Raw genomic sequence first — 20444 nt, 5'->3', positions numbered from 1 at the left:
GGTGGGCTGTTGGATTGGGGGACACCGATGACCGCTGTCGAAGTTCAGCACGACGGATACCCGGCGTACCGCCGCAAGGTGCGGTTCGACTGGTCGGGCACCCCGCTGCACTGGGTGCCCGACGACCCGTTCTCCACGCACGTGATGAACGTGCTGCACCTGCTGCTGCCGGCCGGCGAGCGCTGGTTCATCCAGGTCGTCAACGAGGCCGAGCCGATGGTCGACGACCCCGAACTGCGGGCCGCGATCAAGCCGTTCATCCAGCAGGAGGCCTGGCACGCCTGGGCGCACCAGATGGTGCTCGACCACCTGGCCGACCAGGGGATCGACACCGCGCCCTACACCGACAAGCTGCAGAAGTGGCTGTCCGTCCTCGGCGACCAGCACGAGAAGTGGCCCAAGGCGTTGCAGCGCTGGTGGCTGTACCGGCGGCTGGCCGACGTCGCCGCGCTCGAGCATTTCACCGCGGTGCTCGGGCAGTGGGTCATCCAGAACCGCGGCCTCGACTATGCCGGCACCGACCCGACGATGCTGGACCTGCTGCGCTGGCACGGGGCCGAGGAGATCGAGCACCGCTCCCTGGTCTACGACGTCTACCAGAACGTGTGCGGCAGCTACCCGCTGCGCGCCTTGTCGATGCTGCTGACCATGCCGCAGTTCGTGTTCTGGTGGCTGGCCGGGGTGCGCTACCTGATGGCCAACGACCCCACCACCGACGCCAAGCCGCGCTGGCGCGACTGGCTGCGCGCCGCGCGCCAATACCGGGTGCCGGGACCGTGGAAGCTCACCGTGACCGTGCCGCTGCGGTACCTGCGGCCCAGCCACCACCCGAGCACCGAGGCGTCCACGCAGATGGCGATGGAGTATCTGGAGCACTCGCCGGCCGCGCTGGCCGCGAGCCAGAACGGGGCCGAGCGCTAGCGGCCCGCCCGTCCCGGCGCCCTCCGCGCTCCGAACCCACGCGTCGCCGCCCTCCGTAGGATGACGTGCGACCGGTTGCCTGGGCTCCCGTTTGTCCGCGGCCGGTCGTCACCCGATTCTTCGGGAGGCCCTGGATGCATGTCGCGCTTTTCACCGATCTCCACCCCGACGGCCTCGGAGGGGCGCAGGTTGCGGTGGCCACGCAGCGTCGTGCGCTCGAGCAGTGTGGGCACCGGGTCACGGTCTTCTCGGCACCGATGCCCGGCTCGGTCGACGCCGACCCGCGCGTCGTCGAGCTGAGGCCGGTCCCGCTCATCGACCCGCTGATCCGCACGCTGGGCAGGCACGAGGACTTCGCCCTCGTCTGGCCGTCCAAGACGAATCGCGCGATCATCGACGAGGCGTTTGCCCGCCGCGGGCCCATCGACATCGTGCACACCCACGGTGACTTGGGCGTGGCGATAGCCGGCGTGGACGCCGCTCGCCGGCATGGTGTTCCGGTCGTCCAGACCAAGCACACCCGCTACGACGTGTATTTCGAGCAAGCCACCCCGGCCCCCCTGGCCTTGGCGATGTTGGTCAGCCAGGGGTGTTGCGCGTCACTGATCTTGGACATGGTGGCGTCATTCCTGTTGAGGCTGGTTCGGGTGTGAAATAGCCCCGCTCAATCGTGTCGAGCGGGGCTGTCGGTGGTCGTGATGTCGCGGCGGTGCTCAGGGTGTCGCGGGCTGGATGTCGTGGTTGGTTTCGGTGATCGCCGATCGTGCGCTGGACTCGTCGACGAGGTTTTTGCCTGCGGCGCAGGCGGCGATGAGCGCGGCGATGGCGAGCCGGTTGACACCGCGGGGCTTGCCGCGACCGGAGTCGTGGATCAGGGCGAGGGCATCGTCGGTGAACAGCGGGTCGGATCGGCCGGCGAGCTGTAGGTGGTGGCGGATGTATCCGGCGGTCTCCTCGCTGGTCATGCCGGTCATGGTGCGGCGCACGGTGATGCGTTGTTCCAGGGCGGCCAAGATGCCCAGGGACATTTTGGCGGCGAGTGTGGGTTGGCCGAGAAGTATTGTGGCGAACGGTGATTCGGTGTCGAGACGGTGATTGGTGAGCAGCCGCAGCGCTTCGAGGGCGTCGTGGGAAAGCAGGTGGGCCTCGTCGATGCACAAGATGGGGACGCGGCCGCGTTCGGCGGCTTCGGCGGCCAGCGCATCGCGGGCTTGGGGAACCAGGGCGGCGTTGTGGAAGCTGGGCCGGCAGCCCAGCGCGGTCACGATGTGGTGGTAGATGCCGCGGGCGGCGACGGTGGGGTCGGGGATGTAGATCAGGTGGTGACGTGCCGGTTCGGCGCGCTCGATCGCGGCGCGGGCGGCGACGGTCTTGCCGACACCGACTTCGCCGGTGATCACGGTGATACCGCGGGTGGCGATGCCGTAGCCGATGCGGGCGGCGGCCTGGGAGTGGTCGGCACTGGGAAACAGCATGCCCGGCGCCAGGGCGCGGCCGAAGGGCATGGTCGTCAAACCGAAATAGGATTGGATCTTGTCGAGCATGATGGTCCGTTCCCCGTGGGCTCGCCACGGTGGTCGAGGTGGATAGCGTTGCTGCTTAAGGGTTTTGCGGTCCGGTTTGGTCGTGGCGGGGTGCTTGGATGTCGCTGTCGGCCAGGGCGAGATAGTTGATCGCCTGACCCACATCGGCTTGATGTGCCTGCTCCAGCAGGTGCAGGTAGTCGATGCCGGTGGCTTGCACCGGTGCGGGGATGTCGGGTTTGACCGCGGGGTGGGTGTGGCGGCCGATGGTGTGCGGAATGGCCCGGCCCATCGCCTTGCCCTGGTATTCGATGTCGATGACGGTCAGGTCGAACGGGGTGAACAGCAGATCCACGACACGGCCGACCAGGGCGGGGTCGAGCTCATAGCGGTTGCCGTGCAACGACACCGTGGCGGTGGCGGTGACCCTGCGCTGCTCGCGCCACAAAAACGCGCGCCGCAAAAGCCCCGCGTCCGGGCGCGGCGCCGGGGTGCGGCCCTGGGCGTGATAGCGCGCCAGCGGGGTGGCGCCGGTTTCTGAATGCACGCTGCGGTGGTAGTGCTGGTGGCACCAGGCGGTGAACAACCGGTTCAGCTCCTCGAGCGAGGCCACCTCCCCGGCGGCCTCGATCTCGACCAGGAACTGGTCGCGCACGGTGCGGTTCCAGCGTTCTATTTTGCCCCGCCCTTGCGGTTTTCCGGGCCGGCTGTGCACCAGCGCGATGTCGAGCACCGCCGCCGACCAGGCCAGCTGACCGCTGACGTAGGCAGCTCCGTTGTCGCAGTACAGTTTTCGCGGGCAGCCGTGGGTTTTGACCGCGACCCACATCGCAGGGCGTGTCATTCCATCTGTGTAAGTCCGGGGTGGTCCATCATCGGACCGCCGTTGGGCGGACAGAAGGAGTGTTTTGTGACCAAGACCATGCAGATGCCGGCTGAGGAGACGACCGCGGCGCGGCGGCTGGCCGAGATGTTCACCGAAGAGACGCTGGACTCGTTGATTAAGGATGCGGTGAAGACCGGGACCCCGATCGACGGCGCGGACGGTTTGCTGAACCAGCTGACTAAGGCCGTGCTGGAGCGGGCGCTGAATGCGGAGCTAACCCACCATCTGGGTTATGAGGCCGGCGATCCGGCCGGACGCGGATCGGGAAATTCGCGCAACGGCACCACGCCGAAAACGGTGACCACCGTCAACGGCCCGGTGCAGATCGATGCGCCGCGTGATCGCAACGGCTCGTTTGAGCCGGCGATTGTGCCGAAGAAGACCCGCCGGCTCAACAACATCAATTCGGTGGTGTTGTCGCTGTATTCACGGGGAATGACCACCCGCGATATCGAAGCCCACCTGCAGGAGGTCTATGGGGCGTCGGTGTCGCGGGAGTTGATCTCCAATATCACCGAGGTGGTGGTCGATGAGATCAAGGCCTGGCAGGCCCGCCCGCTCGATGAGGTCTACCCGATCCTCTACATCGATGGGCTGCGGCTGCGGATCGGCGACAACGGGGTCATCACCACCAAGGTCGCCTATTTGGCCATTGGCGTGGATCTGGAGGGCCGCAAACACGCCTTGGGCTGCTGGATCCAGGACTCCGAGGGGGCGAAGTTCTGGCAGAAGGTCGTCATCGACCTGCGCAACCGCGGGGTGCGCGACATCCTCATCGCCTGCTGCGACGGGCTGACCGGTCTGCCTGATGCGATCCGCTCGATCTATCCCGATACCGTGGTGCAGACCTGCGTCGTGCACGTCATTAGGAATGCGATGCGCTTCGTGTCTTATAAGGACCGCAAGAAGGTCGCCACCGCGATGCGGGCGATCTACAGTGCGCCGACCGTCGATGGAGCCGAACTCGCACTCAAGGAGTTCGACCAGCAATTCGGCGCCCAATATCCGGGTGCAATTGACGTGTGGCACAACGCCTGGGGGGAATTCGTTCCGTTCCTGGACTATCCGGTGGAGTTGCGCAAGATCGTCTACACCACCAATGCGATCGAGTCGATCAACTTCCAGTTGCGCAAGATCACCAAGAACCGTGGTCATTTCACGGACAAGGACGCCGCGATGAAGTTGCTGTACCTCGGGCTGCGCAACATCTCCAGCGAGAGAGGAGGCTATTCGGGTACTGGAACGCACAACTGGACTGTGGCGCTCAACACACTCGCCAGACTATTCCCTGGGCGAATCCCATTGTGCTAGAATACAACTCGTAGTCAAATCACCTCTGACTTACACAGAAATCGTGACAGGCTCGCGCGGCCTGCATGCCCAGGGTGTCCTCGCCGTGGCCCCACCGGTGCCCGGGCACGTAGCGGGAGTGGTCGTCAAGCAGCGCGAACAACACCGCCCGGCGGCCGGCGACGATCGGGCCGTGCAGCCCGTCGCTGATCCACATCTGGTCGGGCGCCTCGGCCTCGAATCGGCCGAACGCGGCCGGCGGGTTGCCGTCCGGGCGGGTGTTGAGCTCGAGCCGGGCGAAGTGGCGTTGCAAAGTGCGCGCCGAGGGCGCCCACCCCTGCTCGGCCTCCACGATGCGGGCGATGTGGGCCGCAGTACGGGCGGGGTGTTCGCGCTTGAGCCGCGCCGCGAGCTCCAACACCTCGGCGTCGGTGCGCGGGGCCACCTGGCGTTCGGGCGGGATCAGCGCGTCGAACCCGCCGGCCCGCCACGCCCTAATCCAGCGGTCCAGGCTGGCGCGGGACACCGTCACCGGCTCACCGGATGGGCCCAGATGCACCTGGGCGGCCAGCTCCCGCACCAGCCGACCCCGCTCGGTCGCTGACAGGCCCGGATCGGCCAGCGGCCTAATCAGCGCATACCGGTACAGCGCGATATCGCGCGCCCGCTCGGCCCGCGACTTCTTCTTCGACATCTATTGGCACCTCAACGCTTCCCACGGTCGACGGCAGTGACGCGCTCGACCCTGACGCGCCGAGGCGGCCGTTCACAGACGCGGGCTCATGTTGATCGACAACGCCGCCACCGCCGGCGGCCCCGACCCCAACAGCCAGCCACCCGAGCACGCCGCCACCAGCTCGGCCGCCGACACCTCGAACACGGCCGAACCGGCCACCCGGCGCACCGCCGCGCACGCCACACCGATCTGGGCGACCGCATCGGCGACCGGGCTTGCCGCAGGAGCCAGACGATCCATGTCGGCGCCGGTATTGGCGTGGCGTTCCAGCCGGGCGAACCCGACCCGGATCGACTCGGCATGCACGCAAAACCGCGACAGCCAGCCCCGAACCGTGGAGGCCGGGCGACCCGCCGCCGCGCAGATCCGCCGCCACCCCCAACCCGCCGCCCGGGCCAGCAGCGCCGCCCAAATCACCGAAACCGCGTCGACCCGCCGGCCCAGACAGAACCGGGGTAGCAGCACGTGTGAGCGGCCACAGCCCGCCGCGCTCGAACAGATCGCCCGCCGCGGCCAGATCCGCTCCACCACCGCCGTCGCACGACGCACAAACCGCGGCGCGGCGTGCCCCCACGGCGCCAACCGCTGCCCGCACCGCGGGCAGCTCAGCACGCCCGAGCGCAACTGACGTTCAACAACAACAGGATCGACACCTACACTGAGCAACGACGCCTCCGGGCGTTCGGACGGCCCTTCCCAGTAGCCCAGTCAAAGCACGTGGGAAGGGCCGTCGACTTTCAAGATCACCCGGACCCTAAACCGACCGTCCTCACCGTGACAGCACCACCCACAACCCGCCCGCCGGTCGGCGTCACGCCCAGCCCGTCCTCAACCCACATGACGCACCACCACCCCGCCGTGCTCACCCAAAGAGTCGCGCCACAAGGGGCAGCGGCGCTACATCGCCCAGGACTTCCTGCTGACCGTTGCAAGTGAGTGATCTTTAGTGGTCACGCGACTTGCACCCCGTCTCGGGGTTGTTCGGCGGCCGTGCGGCGCCGGCGATCCCATCGGCGTAGGCCTCTTTCGAGCACCGCCATATCAGCTTTGAGAGTGGCTACCGTCCAGTTGAATGCCTTGCGCCGAGCCCCGAAATGCCGGGCCAACGACCGGGCCTGGTCCTCGGTGGGGTCCAGGGTGAACCGGAACGCCTGCACACACCAGCCCTCAGGAACCTCGAACCGCGGCATCTCAGGCCGCCTCCACGCCGTCGGATGCCGCAGCGGCAAGGGCGCGCTTGGCCCGGTTCTGTGCAGCGCGTATGCCATACAACCGCGCGCACATACTGGTGAGGATCTCGGTCATATCGCGCACCAGGTCGGCATCGACCTCCGCCGAGTCCACCACCAGCTCACGCCCCTGCGCGGCCAGTGCCGCTTCGACATACTCCGACCCGAACCGACAGAACCGATCCCGGTGCTCCACCACGATCCGCGTCACCGCCGGATCACGCAGCAACGCAAGGTACTTACGGCGATGCCCGTTCAGCGCGCGACCCGACCTCGGTCACCACCGTGCCGACAGTTATCTGCTCGGCCGTGGCCCACGCAGTCACCCGCGCGACCTGCCGATCCAAATCCGCCTTCTGATCCGCCGACGAGACCCGCGCATAGACAGCCGTCCGTGATCTTCGACCAGCCGCGCCGATCGGCTCCTCATCGACGAGAATAGGCCGACCCACTCGCTGCGCCGACACCGGCAACAGCCCGGCCCGAAACCAGCGATCCGCGGTCACCCCCGCAACACCGTTGCGCTCAGCCCACGCCGCCAGGTTCATACCGTTGTTCCTACAGCACACCACCGACAACTACCGACCACTCACCCCGCAACAGCCGGCAGCCCCCCAAAAGGAGAGTGCGGCTTCCCGGCTGGCCTGGCGTCTCATGGTGGTGCACGCCCAAGCCGTGGACCACGAGATCACACCGACCAGGCATTTCGCCGGTCCCTGGCCAGGCGCGGGGTGCCCCGCCCGTTCTTGGCGATTTCCAATGGAGTTCACGACGACGTCATCGACCGAGCCCGGGCCGCCGTGGTAGCCGGCTCGTCTGACGACGATCCGCTGCGACTTGCCCGGTGTGGGCGCCTGTCGTCGGAGAAGCGGGCGCTGGAAGCAATCGAGGCGGTCGTGCGGGTGGACCACTGCACACTCGACATCTACGGCCTGGGCCACCTCGAGGCTTCGCTGCGGAAATTCATCGACGCCGCCGGGCTTGCTCAACGAGTTCGCCTGCACGGCCGGTCGGCCGCGAAGAATGTCTGGCCGCGTTGGGATTCAGCGATGCGGCGATCCGGGTGCTCGTCGAGGACCGCGACAAGCTGGGGGAGATGACCGGCATCGTCACCGCCCACCGCGACACCGGCCGTCAGTCGCTGCAGACCGAGAAGATCATCGCCACCTACGACAGCCTGGTGAACCGCGTGCCCGCATAACCGGGCTCAGCGCAGCATGGTGGCCACGATCCCCGCGAGGTAGCCCAGCCGGGCCACCTCCGACGGGCGGAAGTCGGGGCCGGGGCGGCCCAGCACCACCGCGGTGTGCGGGTCGCCCAGTGGCGCCGCGACCATCGTGGTGTCCATGTCACGCCACGCCTGCGGCACCCAGTCCCCGGTGTTGTCCAGCGTGACCGCCTGCTCGATCGGCAGCCAGGGGGCTGAATCGGCCCTGGTCTCCGGAGCGCCCGTGCTGCCGGCCAGGCGGTGCACCTTGCCCTGCGCGCTGTGCAGGACCGTGCACCAGCTCACCCGCAGCACCCTGGGCGCCTCGTTCGCCAGCACCTGCAATTTGGAGCCCTTGCCGGCCGCCGCCGCGACACGGTCGAGGAGTTCGAGCTCCCGGTGCGCCTCCAGCCGCCCGGTGTGCGGGCGGACGCTGTCCACCCGGACGCCGGACAGCGACTCGGCGGCCGTGATCAGCTTGTCGGGCATCGCCCCGGCCGGCAGTTCGATGACAAGGTCGTCGATCGCATACCCGGCGGCGCGCTCGACCACGTCGAGCGACAGGATGTCGGCGCCCACCGAACCGAGCGCCACGGCCAGCGACCCGAGGCTGCCCGGGCGGTCGGCCAGCTCGATGCGCAATAGATACGACGGCACGGCCAACACTGTCGCACAGGGATGTGTCGGGAGCATTTCGGCCGTCCCGGATCGGCCGGCTGCACGCTCGCTGCCGGAGCCCGGCTAGGTCTGATGGCCCGGCTCCTCAGCGGCGCCTGCGGCGCCGCATCGTCGCCGGGCTAGGTCTGATGGCCCGGCTCCTCAGCGGCGCCTGCGGCGCCGCATCGTCGCCGGGCTAGGCTTTTCGCTCGTGTCCCAGATCTCTCGCGACGAGGTCGCGCACCTGGCCCGGCTGTCCCGGCTGGCGCTGACCGATACCGAGCTGGATAGCTTCGCCGGCCAACTCGACGCCATCCTCAACCACGTCAGCCAGGTCCAGGCGGTCGACGTCAGCGGCGTGGAGGCCACCGACAACCCGCTCAAGGACGTCAACGTGATGCGCCCGGACGAGAAGGCGCCCTGCCTGACCCAGCAGGAGGCGCTCGCCTCGGCGCCCGAGGCCGTCGACGGCCGCTTCGCCGTCCCGCAGATCCTCGGGGACGTCGAGTGAGCGAGATCATCCGTCTGGACGCCGCCACGCTGGCCGCCAAGATCGCCGCCAGGGAGCTGACGTCGGCCGAGGTGACGCAGGCGTGCCTGGACCAGATCGCGGCCACCGACGACCGGTACCACGCCTTCCTGCACGTGGCGGCCGACGAGGCGCTATCGGCGGCGGCGGCCGTCGACAAGCAGATTGCCAACGCGGTGGCCACCGGCGAGCGGCTGCCCTCGACGCTGGCCGGTGTCCCGCTGGCGCTCAAGGACGTGTTCACCACCATCGACATGCCCACCACCTGCGGCTCCAAGATCCTGGAAGGCTGGCGTTCCCCCTACGACGCCACCGTCACGCTGCGGCTGCGCGCGGCCGGCATCCCGATCCTGGGCAAGACCAACATGGACGAGTTCGCGATGGGCTCCTCGACCGAGAACTCCGCCTACGGCCCCACCCGCAACCCGTGGAACGTCGAGCGGGTGCCGGGCGGCTCCGGCGGCGGCAGCGCGGCGGCCCTGGCCGCCTTCCAGGCGCCGCTGGCCATCGGCTCCGACACCGGCGGCTCCATCCGCCAGCCCGCCGCGCTGACCGCGACCGTCGGCGTCAAACCCACCTACGGCACGGTGTCCCGCTACGGGCTGGTGGCCTGCGCGTCGTCGCTGGACCAGGGCGGACCCTGCGCGCGCACCGTGCTCGACACCGCGCTGCTGCACCAGGTCATCGCCGGGCACGACAGCCGCGACTCCACCTCCGTGGCCGCCGAGATCCCCGACGTCGTCGGCGCCGCCAGGGCCGGGCAGGCCGGCGACCTGCGGGGCGTGCGCGTCGGGGTGGTCAAGCAGCTGCGCGGCGAGGGCTACCAGCCGGGGGTGCTCGCGTCGTTCCAGGCCGCCGTCGACCAGCTGACGGAGCTGGGCGCCGAGGTGAGCGAGGTCGACTGCCCGCACTTCGACTACGCCCTGGCCGCCTATTACCTGATCCTGCCGTCGGAGGTGTCGAGCAACCTGGCGCGCTTCGACGCGATGCGCTACGGCCTGCGGGTCGGCGACGACGGCACCCACAGCGCCGAGGAGGTGATGGCGCTGACCCGCGCCGCCGGTTTCGGCCCGGAGGTCAAGCGGCGCATCATGATCGGCACCTACGCGCTGTCGGCCGGCTACTACGACGCCTACTACAACCAGGCGCAGAAGGTGCGCACGCTGATCGCCCGCGACCTGGATGCGGCCTACGAATCCGTGGACGTCGTGGTGTCGCCGGCGACGCCGACCACCGCGTTCCCGCTGGGCGAGAAGGTCGACGACCCGCTGGCGATGTACCTGTTCGACCTGTGCACGCTGCCGCTGAACCTGGCCGGGCACTGCGGCATGTCGGTGCCCTCGGGGCTGTCGCCCGACGACGGCCTGCCGGTCGGCCTGCAGATCATGGCGCCCGCGCTGGCCGACGACCGCCTCTACCGGGTGGGCGCCGCCTACGAGGCCGCCCGCGGCCCGCTGTCCTCACCCGTCTGAGGACCCGGGTCGCGAGGATCGCACCGGCGCACACGTCACACTTCTATCGGTGGATAGAGTCGTTCCATTGTGAACTGGCGATCGCGCCGGGCCGCCCATGCACTCGCCGCCAGTGACGCGGCGAGCACCCCGGACAACACGCCCACCGAGATCCACATCCTGGCGTCGATACCGCCGACCGTCAACTGCCGCAGCCCATTCACCGCGTAGGTCATCGGATCGTAAGGGTGCAGGATCTGAAACGGCTTCGCCGTCGTCTCCACCGGGTACACGCCGCCCGAGGACACCAGCTGGAACATCAGGAACGCCAGCGTAACCACGCGGCCCACCGCGACGCCGAAAACCGCGTTGAACGCCTGGATCAGCGCCAGGAACGCCGCCACGATCAGGATCAGGAAGGCCACCATGCCCGCTGCGTACTCGGCGTGCAACCCGACGCCGAAGTGCACCACCGCATACATCAGCGCCACCTGGCACACCCCCAGCAACAAAGCCGGCCAATAGGAGGCCAGCACCACCCGTAATGCGCCCAGCCCGACGACGATGGCACGAGTTCGCAACGGGGTCAACAACATCCAGATGATCAGCGCGCCGATGAACAAGGCGAGCGGCAAGAAGAACGGCGCGAACCCGGTACCGAAAGTGGCGGCCTGATGGGTGAAATCCAGATTGACACCGACCGGATTCGCCAGGATCCGGGATACCCGGATGCGTTGCTGATCGGTCAGTGTCGATACGCGCTGGTCGGCCTCCCCGAGCCCGCCGGCCAGTTGCTGCGCGCCCGCGGCGAGTCGGTCGCTGCCGGCTGCCAGCTGCAGCAACCCACCGCGGAGCTTGTCGGCACCGGAATCGACGGCGGACGCACCGGTACGCAATGCGACAAGATCGGACCGCAGGCCGCCGTTGAGCGTCTGGTTTATCGCGGTGCGCAACCGGCTGTTGGGATCGGCCAAGTCGTTTTCCAGCTGTTGCGTTTTGCCGCGCAACTTGGCCAGGCCCTCGTCGGTGGCCGGGTCCATTTTGTTCGTGGCGAGCAGGCGCTGCGCGGCGTCGAGCCTGTCGCCGAGTCCCCGCACATTCGGGTCCGGGTTGGCGCGCAACCCGTCCACCACCTGGTTGACGATCCCGGCGGCTTGTTGGTAGTTGACGTTGAGCGCGGCAATCCGGTCGGTCAACTCCTTGATGCTGTCGCCCAGCCACGTCGCCGCGGTGCCGGCCTCGTTCACGTCGAGGTTCGACGCGGCGAGGTCGTCCAGCATTTTCAGCAGCGGGTCGGTCGCCTGCTGGATACCGTTTGACAGCTGCCGGGTGCCGCCGGCCAGCGTTGCCGCGCCGTCACGCGCGCCGGCAAGGTTTTTCGCCAGGGTTTGGGATCCATCCGCCAATTGGCCGGCGCTGTCGGACGCTTTCTTGACCTCGTCGGTGACCTGTGTCAGCGCCGTGCCGATGACCTGTTCGCCGACCTTGGCGCTGACCTGGTTGAGCACCTCCCGGGCGGCGTTTTGCCCCATCACCGATGCCAGGTAGTTGTTGGCATCGTTGAAGCGGAATTGGATCTCGGCCGCACGTGGGTGCGGACCCGCCGGCGATGCCACGGCGGCACTGAAGTCGCGCGGCAGGGTGATCGAGAAATAGTAGGTGCCGTCGGAAACCCCTTTTGCCGCTTGGCTTGCCGACGTCGGGTGCAGATCCAGGTGGCCGGACCGCAGCAGCGCTTCGGCCACCTGGTCACCGGCCCGCAGTTCACGGCCCGCCGCGATCGCGCCGCGATCCTCGTTGACCAACGCGACCGGGATCTTGTCGACCGCCGCGAACGGGTTCCAAAACGCCCACAGGTACATCGCCCCGTACAGCAGTGGCAGTGCGATGATCGTGATCAGCGCCAGGCGCGGCATGGTGCCGCGGGAGTAGCGCTTGAGGTCGGTGCCCAGCGACATTCCGGCAAGCATGATCAGTCGTCGCCTTTCTGCTGTTCGACCGGTTCCAGTTCGGCGGGTTGGTCGAGTCCCCGTTCTGCTAGCGGGATCTGCGCCCGAATGCCCAGACCATCCGGTACATCGTTGACAGTCGAGGTGATCACCGTCTGGTGCTCGCCCAGGTCGACCAGGCGGCGGACCAGGACCTCGCGGTCGCGGTTGCTGGTTACCTGGTCGACGCTGCCGACCACCAGCAGTGGCGGTCGGCCGGTATTGGCCAGCGCTATGCGCAGCAGCAACCCGTCCAGTTCATCGAGATGGTCGACGTATTGGCTGAGACGTGGCAACGGCAGTTGGCCAAATACCTTTCGGCACATGGCAATCAGCTCCTGTTCGCCGGCGCGGCGAACCAATCGGTACCACGGCGCGTCCCAGCGGGACTGCTCGGTGATCACATCGCGGACGGTGACCGACTCGAACACCGAGTCGAGTTGCTCGATGCCGGCCAACGCGGACACCGCGAAGATGTCCCGGGCCTTCCTGCGACCGAATACCTCGAGCGTTCCGGTCGTCGGTTTCATCCGGCCGGCCAGGCTCATCAGTAATGCGGTCCGTCCCGATCCGGCCGGCGCCGTCAGCACGGTGACTCCGCCCGCCTCGATGTCCAAGTCGAGCGGTCCGAAGACCGGACCCCACGGTCCGGCCTTCTGAATGCCGCGCGCGACGACCGCCGGCGCTTGCTGTTGCTGTTGCTGGGCTGTTTCCTCGTCTGACACGGAGGTTCCTCTCGGCGTGGCCCGACGGAGCCGTACAGATGGGTTTCGCTTCGAGTTCATCTAAGTAGATCAGACCGGCGCCGCGCATTGCGAAGACGCTCGGAGTGCCGAAGCCGGCAGTCTGGGTGTTTTTGCGTCTGCTCGCCCCACCTGGCGGGCCACGGTGCAAGATGAGGACATGCGGATCGGAGTTCTCACGGGGGGCGGCGACTGCCCCGGGCTCAACGCCGTGATCCGGGCGGTGGTGCGCACCTGCGACGCCCGGTACGGCTCCTCGGTGGTCGGATTCCAGGACGGGTGGCGCGGCCTGCTGGAGAACCGGCGCATCCAGCTGCAGAACGACGACCGCAACGACCGGCTGCTGGCCAAGGGGGGGACGATGCTGGGCACCGCCCGCGTGCACCCCGACAAGCTGCGGGCGGGACTGGACCAGATCAAGCAGACCCTCGACGACAACGGCATCGACGTGCTGATCCCCATCGGCGGCGAGGGCACCTTGACGGCCGCGCACTGGCTGTCGGAGGAGAACGTCCCAGTGGTCGGTGTGCCCAAGACCATCGACAACGACATCGACTGCACTGACGTCACTTTCGGCCACGACACCGCCCTGACGGTGGCCACCGAGGCCATCGACCGGCTGCACAGCACCGCCGAATCCCACCAGCGGGTGATGCTGGTCGAGGTGATGGGCAGGCACGCGGGCTGGATCGCGCTGAACGCCGGGCTGGCCTCCGGCGCGCACATGACGCTGATCCCCGAGCAGCCCTTCGACATCGAGGAGGTGTGCCGGCTGGTCAAACGCCGCTTCCAGCGCGGGGATTCGCACTTCATCTGCGTCGTGGCCGAGGGCGCCAAGCCCGTCGCGGGCTCGATCGCGTTGCGGGAGGGCGGGATCGACGAATTCGGGCACGAGCGTTTCACCGGGGTGGCCGCGCAGCTGGCCGTCGAGGTGGAAAAGCGGATCAACAAGGACGTCCGGGTGACGGTGCTGGGCCACGTGCAGCGGGGCGGCACCCCGACGGCCTACGACCGGGTGCTGGCCACCCGGTTCGGCGTCAACGCCGCCGACGCCGCGCACGCGGGCGAGTACGGCCAGATGGTGTCGCTGCGCGGGCAGGACATCGGGCGGGTGGCGCTGGCCGACGCGGTGCGCCAACTCAAGCTCGTGCCCGCCAGCCGCTACGACGACGCGGCGGCCTTCTTCGGCTGAGGCCGCACCGGTTCGGCGAACGCGCGGTGGCGCCGACCTGACGATCTCCTGAATTCGCCGCGAGATCGTGCTGTTCCCGCCGGTCGCGGTTTCCCGATCGGCCGCGAGCGGCTATACCGGAGTTATGAGCAACCGCGGTTCGATTCGCGGAGTCGTTCAGCAGCCCGCCGGATCGGCGGGGCCACCGGTCCCGCCGCACCGCCCGCCGGCCCCGCCCCGCCCGCGCGCCGCGCCCGCCCAGGCGTCGGCGACCGTCCCGCAGCCCTACCGTGGGGCCCGCGGCGCGCCGCCACCGGCCGGTGTGCCGACCCCGGCGCGTCCGGCCGCCCCGGCGTTCCGCCGCGAGGCGGTGGCGGGCGGGGCGTCGCTCGACGTCCTCGACGACCGCGCCGCCGAGACCCCACCGGGGTTCAACTGGCGGCGCCTGGTGCGGCGCGTCACCGGAATCGACCTCGGGCCGGGCAAACGCGCGGCGTACGAAGACGGCCTGCGCGAGCGCATCCGGACGCCGGTCGGCGGCGCATTCCCCATCGCCGTCCTCAACCTCAAGGGCGGCGTCGGCAAGACCTCGGTGGTCGAGGCGCTCGGCTCCACCTTCGCCCGCGTGCGAGACGACCACGTCGTCGCCGTCGACCTCGACGCCGGAAACCTCGTCGAGCGGCACGGCCGCCCTAACGCCCTGAGCATGGCGGAACTGCTCTCCGGCGGCGCGTTCACCCGATATCAGGACGTCCGCGCCCACACCTACATGAACAGTGTGGGGCTGGAAGCGCTCGGCCCGCCGGATCCCGCGCGCAGCGATTGGCGGCTCGGGCGCGCCGACGTCGTCACGGCCTTTTCGATCCTGCGCAAGCACTATTCGGTGGTGCTGGTGGACTGCGTCAAGTCCCTCAATTCGCCGGTGATGGACGCCGTGCTGCCCGAGTCGCGGGCCCTGGTGGTGGTGACCGGGGTGTCCATCGATGCCATACGCAAGACGAAGACCACGCTGGACTGGTTGGGCAACAACGGTTATCGGCGGTTGCTGAAATCGACGGTGCTCGCGATCAACCACGTCGCCAACGCCAGGGTGAACGACGCGGCGGTCAAGGAACTCGACGAGTTGTCGGCTCGGGTCGCCGCCGTGGTGGTGCTGCCGTTCGACCGTCATGTGCAGCAGGGCAAGGCGATCGCGCTGGACCGCCTCAGCGCGCAGAGCAGGCGCGCCTACCTGGAGTTGGCGGCCACGCTGGCCGACATGTTTCCTGGTGGGGGGACGGAGCGCGCGGCCCCGCAGCGCCACTAGGATCGACGCATGACCGTTGCTGCCGGCACCGAACTGCTGGATTACGACGACGTCGTCGCGCGCTTCGACCCGGTGCTCGGGCTCGAGGTGCACGTCGAGCTGTCCACCGCGACCAAGATGTTCTGCGGCTGCGCCACCGCCTTCGGCGCCGAGCCCAACACCCAGGTGTGCCCGGTCTGCCTGGGCCTGCCCGGCTCACTGCCGGTGCTCAACCGTGCCGCGGTGGAATCGGCGATCCGGATCGGGCTGGCCCTGAACTGCGAGATCGTGCCCTGGTGTCGCTTCGCGCGGAAGAACTACTTCTACCCGGACATGCCCAAGAACTACCAGATCTCGCAGTACGACGAGCCGATCGCCGTCAACGGCTACCTCGACGCGCCCCTGGAAGACGGCACCACCTGGCGGGTGGAGATCGAGCGCGCGCACATGGAGGAGGACACCGGAAAGCTGACCCACCTGGGCAGCGAGACCGGGCGCATCCACGGGGCGACGACGTCGCTCATCGACTACAACCGCGCCGGCGTGCCGCTGATCGAGATCGTCACCAAGCCGATCGTCGGGGCCGGGGCGCGCGCTCCCCAGATCGCCCGGGCGTACGTGACGGCGTTGCGAGACCTGTTGCGGGCGTTGGGAGTATCCGATGTCCGGATGGACCAGGGCTCGATGCGCTGCGACGCCAACGTGTCGCTGAAGCCGACGGGGGCGGCCGAGTTCGGCACCCGCACCGAGACCAAGAACGTCAACTCGCTGCGCAGCGTCGAGGTCGCCGTGCGTTACGAAATGCAGCGCCAGGGTGCGGTTCTGACCTCGGGTGGCCGAATCACCCAGGAAACCAGGCACTTTCACGAGGCGGGGTACACCAGCCCGGGCCGCGTCAAGGAGACCGCCGAGGACTATCGCTACTTCCCCGAGCCCGACCTGGAGCCCGTGGCGCCCAGCCGTGAGCTGGTCGAGCAGTTGCGGCAAACCATTCCCGAGCTGCCGTGGTTGAGCCGCAGGCGGATTCAGCAGGAGTGGGGTGTGTCCGACGAGGTGATGCGCGACCTCGTCAACGCCGGAGCCGTCGAATTGGTCATGGCGACCGTCGAGCACGGCGCGTCCAGCGAGTCCGCGCGCGCGTGGTGGGGCAACTTCCTGGTGCAGAAGGCAAACGAGGCCGGCGTGTCCCTCGACGAGCTCGCCGTCACGCCGGCCCAGGTCGCCGCCGTGGTGGCGCTGGTCGACGAGGGAAAGCTGTCCAACAAGCTGGCCCGCCAGGTCGTGGAGGGGGTGCTGGCCGGCGAAGGCGAACCCGAGCAGGTGATGACCGACCGGGGTCTGGTGCTGGTCCGCGACGACTCCGTGACGCAGGCCGCCGTCGACGAGGCTCTGGCCGCCAATCCCGATGTGGCCGAGAAGATCCGCGGTGGCAAGGTGGCCGCGGCGGGCGCCATCGTCGGTGCGGTCATGAAAGCCACCCGCGGACAGGCCGACGCGGCGCGGGTGCGCGAACTCGTCCTGGCCGCCTGCGGGCAGGGGTAACGGCCCGGCGGGCGCCGTGGCGCGAACCATCACCGGAAAAGCCTGGCCAACACCCGTCGCGCGCATCCATGATGTTCACGTGGTGGACGAATCGTTCGAAGATCTCATGGCGATGCTGGACCACCCGGTGTTCGTGGTGACGACCCACGACGAGGGCCAGCCCTCGGGTTGCCTGGTCAGCTTCGCCAACCAGGCCAGCGTGGACCCGCCGGGATTCCTGGTCGGCATCGCCAGGAAAAGCCACGGCTTCGAAGCCGCGAGCCGTTCGCAGCACCTGGCCGTGCACGTCCTGTCGCGGCAGCACCGTGGGATCGCCGAACTGTTCGGCGACCAAAACCGGCCGAGGTTCAACGTATTCGATCGCTGCGCGTGGCGCGCCGGCCCTCAGGGGATGCCGATCCTCGACGTCGCGATCGCCTGGTTCGTCGGCAGGACGGTGGGCCGGCAGGGAGTCGGCGACCACCTGATGTGCTTGCTGGCGCCCGTCGCGACCTGGGCCCCCGAGACCTCCGAGGACCCGCTGTACCTCTCCGACCTCGACGACGACGCCCCCGGGCAGGAGACCTCGCACCGGCTTTTCGACAGGGCACCGACCGAGGTGACCCGCCGCTACGGCGTCAGGTTCACACTCGGCGGGCTGTGATCGCGCTACGTCTTGTCGTCGTTGCTGCGCGGGAAGCCGCCGCCCTGCGGGAACAGCGGGAAGACGACGTCGTCGAGCTTCTCGGCATCCCCGGCGGTCCTGTTGACCGTCGCGCCCCACACGTTGCCGTCGGGTGACATCTTCAGGGCCCAGGCGTGGGCATGGGTGTCCTTGCGCACGACGTCGGGTTCGCCGGTGACCGCACCCGTCTTGGGGTCGAGCCGGACCGCTTCCGTCAGCTTGGGGTTGATCAGGTTGATCAGCACCGTGCCGTCCATCGCCGCGCAGCCGGCCACCCCGGGCTTGTCCGGCCACGTCCACACCGTGGAGACCTCCGAGGTCTTGGTGATGCGCTGCAGGCGGTCCTCGGTGGGGGTGCGGTCGGCGACGTAGAGCGAACCGTCGACGGGGTCGATGCACAGGCCGCCGCCCGAGCCGATGCCCGACAGCGCCGTCGTCGGCGGCGCCTGCCCGATGGTGGTCGGCTGCTCGATGCGCAGCACCTTGCCGGCCAGCGAATTGGGGTCGGCGGCCATCGCCGGGTTGCCCGCGTCGCCGGTCAGCACGACCAGGGTGGTGGGGCTGGTGAAGACCAGCGCCCCCATGTTCCCGATCGCGCCCTTGGGGATGCCGGTCAGGATGTCCTTGGGGATGTCGCCGTCGGCGATGCGGATCACCCGGTTGTCGGTGGGCGTGGTGATGTAGGCGTACATCAGGCGGTCCTGGCTGTAGGTCGGCGACAGCACGATGTCCATCAGGCCGCCGTCCCCGGACGGGTCGACCGGGATCACCGTCTTCACCTTCGGTTCGGCGCTGACCGAGATTTCCTTGACCGCGCCGGTGAGGCGTTCGGCGACCAATGCGGTCTTGCTGTCCGTGCCCATGATCAGGCCGCTGGTGCTGCCCAGGCAGCCCTGCATCACCCCCGGGGCCGGGCACTCCTTGGGGAACGGCGTGGGCGGCAGCGGCGGCGGCGGGGGAGGCGTCGAGCTGGGCTGGGGCTTGAGCTCGGGGTTGGTGGTGAAGGGCTGGGACTGGGCGTCGTTGAACCGTGCGCAACCGCTCGACACCAGCACAACCGCGGAAAGCGCGGCGAGCCCGCCCCGAACCCAGCGCCCTGAACGCCGTAGTCGCATGACCGACAGGCTACGGACCCGACGGCGGCCGCCGCCACACGCCCGCGCACGACGGCCGTTGCGAGCGCACAAATCGGGCGATTCGGGGCCGACATGGACCGTTTCGGCGGTATAAGTGCCGATTGTCTGGCGAAAGGGCCGCTCAAATCCCCAATTCAGGCATAAATGCCCTTACCCTGACACGCGTGACCAGTCAATCGCATGACGCACCGTGGCAGCGGCCGGACCCGTCCCCGGAGCCGACCCCGGTGCGCCCCGCCTCGGCACGCTTGGTCGACCCCGAAGACGACCTGACGCCGGCCGGGTATCCGGGTGACTTCGGAACCACCACCGTCATCCCGTACGCCGACCCCAACCAGACGGGTGGTCACGGCGCCCCGGCCTACAACCTCCTCGACAACCAGGAGCCGTTGCCCTACGTCCAGCCCCAGACGCCGGCCCGGCCCGCCGCCGTCGAACCCGCCCACGTCGATGCCGACGACGACGACGAGCACCAGTACGCGGTGGGCCGGCGCGGCACCCAGCACCTGGGCCTGCTGATCCTGCGCGTCGGCCTCGGGGTGGTGCTGGGCGCACACGGACTGCAGAAGCTGTTCGGCTGGTGGGGCGGCTCGGGCGTCACGGCGTTCAGGAACTCGCTGTCCGACGTCGGCTACCAGCACGCCGACATCCTGGCCTACGTCAGCGCCGGCGGCGAGGTCGTCGCGGGGGTGCTGCTGGTGCTGGGGTTGTTCACCCCGATCGCCGCGGCGGGCGCGCTCGCCTTCCTGATCAACGGCTTGCTGGCCACCGTGTCGGCGCGGCCGCATGCCCATACCCTTTCGTATTTCCTGCCCGACGGGCACGAGTACCAGATCACGCTGATCGTGATGGCCGTGGCGGTGATCCTGTGCGGACCGGGCCGCTACGGCCTCGACGCCGGACGGGGCTGGGCCCATCGGCCCTTCATCGGTTCGTTCGTCGCCCTGCTGGCCGGCATCGCCGCCGGCATCGGGGTGTGGGTGCTGCTCAACGGCATCAATCCGATCGCCTGAAACACCTACTGATAGGGGTTGGGCACCCGTCCGGAGCTGGCCTCGGTCAGTTTGGGCAGCGTGGCGAAGTCGACCGCGGGCAGGCGCAGTTCGGCCCCGCTGTCGAGGTGGGCGCGGGCCCAGGACCCCCGGTGGAAGCGCAGCCCGTCGATCTCCTCCCATCGCACCGTCCGGCTGCCCAGCAGCGTCCGGACGGTGACTCCCCGGTCGTCGGCCACGGTCCGCAGCCGCACGATCAGCGCCGACAGCAGCACCGGGATGGTCAGCAACGGCGCCGACGGCGGCCAGGCCAGCACCGGGATCAGCAACCCGAGGGCGAAGAATCCCACGGCCAGGTGCGCGATCGGCGAAATCCTGATCACCACGGGGGTCTGGGACGACGATGCAGTAGCCACCCCCGCATCATCCCACCGCGGCTGTGCGGGCGACCCCGTCCCGGGTGTGCACGCCCCGGCTGGCCCCGGATTTGACGG

At 68.8% G+C, this 20444-nt stretch carries 19 protein-coding genes and 3 pseudogenes; 11 read left to right on the top strand and 11 right to left on the bottom strand.

Annotated features, from left to right (window positions below; all coding sequences use genetic code 11):
• The first annotated feature begins 27 nt into the window (after positions 1-27).
• Positions 28-921 carry a metal-dependent hydrolase gene (locus tag AB8998_RS20980; protein WP_369739607.1) on the top strand — a complete coding sequence of 298 codons (894 nt, stop codon included), beginning with the start codon at positions 28-30 and terminating at the stop codon, positions 919-921.
• A gap of 134 nt (positions 922-1055) precedes the next feature.
• Positions 1056-1508, top strand: a pseudogene (locus tag AB8998_RS20975) (glycosyltransferase); the annotation flags it as partial.
• Between the two features lie 126 nt (positions 1509-1634).
• On the opposite strand, the gene AB8998_RS20970 reads toward AB8998_RS20975, so the two are convergent.
• Both AB8998_RS20970 and AB8998_RS20965 read right to left on the bottom strand, forming a co-directional pair.
• Positions 1635-2465, bottom strand: a complete 831-nt coding sequence (locus AB8998_RS20970) for an ExeA family protein (RefSeq protein ID WP_369738281.1) — start codon at positions 2463-2465, stop codon at positions 1635-1637.
• Between the two features lie 55 nt (positions 2466-2520).
• Positions 2521-3288 (bottom strand): integrase core domain-containing protein, encoded by a 768-nt coding sequence (locus AB8998_RS20965; protein ID WP_369739606.1) that lies wholly within the window; start codon positions 3286-3288, stop codon positions 2521-2523.
• A gap of 117 nt (positions 3289-3405) precedes the next feature.
• Here AB8998_RS20965 and AB8998_RS20960 point away from each other — a divergent pair, with 117 nt between their 5' ends.
• Positions 3406-4641, top strand: coding sequence for an IS256 family transposase (locus AB8998_RS20960; RefSeq protein WP_369741377.1), 1236 nt, complete (start codon positions 3406-3408; stop codon positions 4639-4641).
• A gap of 19 nt (positions 4642-4660) precedes the next feature.
• Here AB8998_RS20960 and AB8998_RS20955 read toward each other — a convergent pair whose 3' ends face one another.
• The 4 genes and pseudogenes from AB8998_RS20955 to AB8998_RS20940 all read right to left on the bottom strand — a co-directional run bounded on the left by AB8998_RS20955 (position 4661) and on the right by AB8998_RS20940 (position 7133).
• On the bottom strand, positions 4661-5314 hold the full coding sequence (locus AB8998_RS20955) for a helix-turn-helix domain-containing protein (RefSeq protein ID WP_369739605.1): 654 nt from the start codon (positions 5312-5314) through the stop codon (positions 4661-4663).
• Positions 5315-5386: 72 nt separating this feature from the next.
• Positions 5387-6022 (bottom strand): helix-turn-helix domain-containing protein, encoded by a 636-nt coding sequence (locus tag AB8998_RS20950; protein ID WP_369738277.1) that lies wholly within the window; start codon positions 6020-6022, stop codon positions 5387-5389.
• A 371-nt stretch (positions 6023-6393) separates the two neighbouring features.
• Positions 6394-6546 (bottom strand): annotated as a pseudogene (locus AB8998_RS20945) (helix-turn-helix domain-containing protein); the annotation flags it as partial.
• 1 nt (position 6547) lies between these two features.
• Positions 6548-7133: pseudogene (locus tag AB8998_RS20940) on the bottom strand (IS607 family transposase).
• Between the two features lie 488 nt (positions 7134-7621).
• Here AB8998_RS20940 and AB8998_RS20935 point away from each other — a divergent pair.
• Positions 7622-7786: a hypothetical protein gene (locus AB8998_RS20935; RefSeq protein ID WP_369739604.1), complete on the top strand. Its 165-nt coding sequence runs from the start codon at positions 7622-7624 to the stop codon at positions 7784-7786.
• A 6-nt stretch (positions 7787-7792) separates the two neighbouring features.
• On the opposite strand, the gene AB8998_RS20930 is transcribed toward AB8998_RS20935, so the two are convergent.
• A complete protein-coding gene (locus tag AB8998_RS20930; protein WP_369739603.1) occupies positions 7793-8449 on the bottom strand; it encodes an ACT domain-containing protein in 657 nt (218 codons plus the stop codon).
• A 211-nt stretch (positions 8450-8660) separates the two neighbouring features.
• Here AB8998_RS20930 and gatC point away from each other — a divergent pair, with 211 nt between their 5' ends.
• Positions 8661-8960, top strand: a complete 300-nt coding sequence (gene gatC / locus AB8998_RS20925; protein WP_369739602.1) for an Asp-tRNA(Asn)/Glu-tRNA(Gln) amidotransferase subunit GatC — start codon at positions 8661-8663, stop codon at positions 8958-8960.
• The gene (gene gatA, locus AB8998_RS20920) at positions 8957-10450 is read left to right on the top strand and encodes an Asp-tRNA(Asn)/Glu-tRNA(Gln) amidotransferase subunit GatA (RefSeq protein ID WP_369739601.1); all 1494 of its coding nucleotides are present in this window, start codon (positions 8957-8959) and stop codon (positions 10448-10450) included. Before gatC ends, gatA begins: the two co-directional genes overlap by 4 nt.
• A gap of 35 nt (positions 10451-10485) precedes the next feature.
• Here the strand turns inward: gatA and AB8998_RS20915 are convergent, their stop codons facing one another.
• The gene (locus AB8998_RS20915) at positions 10486-12399 is read right to left on the bottom strand and encodes a YhgE/Pip family protein (RefSeq protein WP_369739600.1); all 1914 of its coding nucleotides are present in this window, start codon (positions 12397-12399) and stop codon (positions 10486-10488) included.
• A 2-nt stretch (positions 12400-12401) separates the two neighbouring features.
• Entirely contained in the window at positions 12402-13142 is a 741-nt protein-coding gene (locus AB8998_RS20910; RefSeq protein WP_369739599.1) for an ATP-binding cassette domain-containing protein, read from the bottom strand.
• 178 nt (positions 13143-13320) lie between these two features.
• Between AB8998_RS20910 and AB8998_RS20905 the strand changes: the two genes are divergently transcribed.
• The 4 genes from AB8998_RS20905 (at position 13321) to AB8998_RS20890 (ending at position 17801) form a co-directional block, all read left to right on the top strand.
• Positions 13321-14352, top strand: a complete 1032-nt coding sequence (locus tag AB8998_RS20905) for an ATP-dependent 6-phosphofructokinase (protein ID WP_369739598.1) — start codon at positions 13321-13323, stop codon at positions 14350-14352.
• Positions 14353-14476: 124 nt separating this feature from the next.
• Positions 14477-15637, top strand: a complete 1161-nt coding sequence (locus tag AB8998_RS20900; protein WP_369739597.1) for a MinD/ParA family ATP-binding protein — start codon at positions 14477-14479, stop codon at positions 15635-15637.
• A 9-nt stretch (positions 15638-15646) separates the two neighbouring features.
• Complete coding sequence (gene gatB / locus AB8998_RS20895; protein WP_369739596.1) at positions 15647-17158, top strand: Asp-tRNA(Asn)/Glu-tRNA(Gln) amidotransferase subunit GatB; 1512 nt, start codon at positions 15647-15649, stop codon at positions 17156-17158.
• Positions 17159-17237: 79 nt separating this feature from the next.
• Positions 17238-17801: a flavin reductase family protein gene (locus tag AB8998_RS20890; protein ID WP_369739595.1), complete on the top strand. Its 564-nt coding sequence runs from the start codon at positions 17238-17240 to the stop codon at positions 17799-17801.
• 5 nt (positions 17802-17806) lie between these two features.
• Here AB8998_RS20890 and AB8998_RS20885 read toward each other — a convergent pair whose 3' ends face one another.
• Complete coding sequence (locus AB8998_RS20885) at positions 17807-18937, bottom strand: PQQ-dependent sugar dehydrogenase (protein ID WP_369739594.1); 1131 nt, start codon at positions 18935-18937, stop codon at positions 17807-17809.
• 185 nt (positions 18938-19122) lie between these two features.
• On the opposite strand from AB8998_RS20885, the gene AB8998_RS20880 reads away from it, so the two are divergent.
• Positions 19123-19971 (top strand): DoxX family protein, encoded by an 849-nt coding sequence (locus tag AB8998_RS20880; protein WP_369739593.1) that lies wholly within the window; start codon positions 19123-19125, stop codon positions 19969-19971.
• A 5-nt stretch (positions 19972-19976) separates the two neighbouring features.
• Here the strand turns inward: AB8998_RS20880 and AB8998_RS20875 are convergent, their stop codons facing one another.
• Complete coding sequence (locus AB8998_RS20875) at positions 19977-20336, bottom strand: PH domain-containing protein (protein ID WP_369741684.1); 360 nt, start codon at positions 20334-20336, stop codon at positions 19977-19979.
• Positions 20337-20444 lie beyond the last annotated feature (108 nt).

This window comes from Mycobacterium sp. HUMS_12744610 (assembly GCF_041206865.1).
Classification (GTDB): Bacteria; Actinomycetota; Actinomycetes; order Mycobacteriales; family Mycobacteriaceae; genus Mycobacterium; species Mycobacterium servetii.
Note: the sequence above shows the minus strand (reverse complement) of the source record. Positions and strands in the feature narration are given on the sequence as shown.

Bases quoted from the DNA above. Each gene is read 5' to 3' on its own strand.
- AB8998_RS20980 (WP_369739607.1), top strand. From the start codon at position 28: ATGACCGCTGTCGAAGTTCAGCACGACGGATACCCGGCGTACCGCCGC.
- AB8998_RS20970 (WP_369738281.1), bottom strand. From the start codon at position 2,465: ATGCTCGACAAGATCCAATCCTATTTCGGTTTGACGACCATGCCCTTC.
- AB8998_RS20965 (WP_369739606.1), bottom strand. From the start codon at position 3,288: ATGACACGCCCTGCGATGTGGGTCGCGGTCAAAACCCACGGCTGCCCG.
- AB8998_RS20955 (WP_369739605.1), bottom strand. From the start codon at position 5,314: ATGTCGAAGAAGAAGTCGCGGGCCGAGCGGGCGCGCGATATCGCGCTG.
- AB8998_RS20915 (WP_369739600.1), bottom strand. From the start codon at position 12,399: ATGCTTGCCGGAATGTCGCTGGGCACCGACCTCAAGCGCTACTCCCGC.
- AB8998_RS20905 (WP_369739598.1), top strand. From the start codon at position 13,321: ATGCGGATCGGAGTTCTCACGGGGGGCGGCGACTGCCCCGGGCTCAAC.
- AB8998_RS20900 (WP_369739597.1), top strand. From the start codon at position 14,477: ATGAGCAACCGCGGTTCGATTCGCGGAGTCGTTCAGCAGCCCGCCGGA.
- gatB (WP_369739596.1), top strand. From the start codon at position 15,647: ATGACCGTTGCTGCCGGCACCGAACTGCTGGATTACGACGACGTCGTC.
- AB8998_RS20885 (WP_369739594.1), bottom strand. From the start codon at position 18,937: ATGCGACTACGGCGTTCAGGGCGCTGGGTTCGGGGCGGGCTCGCCGCG.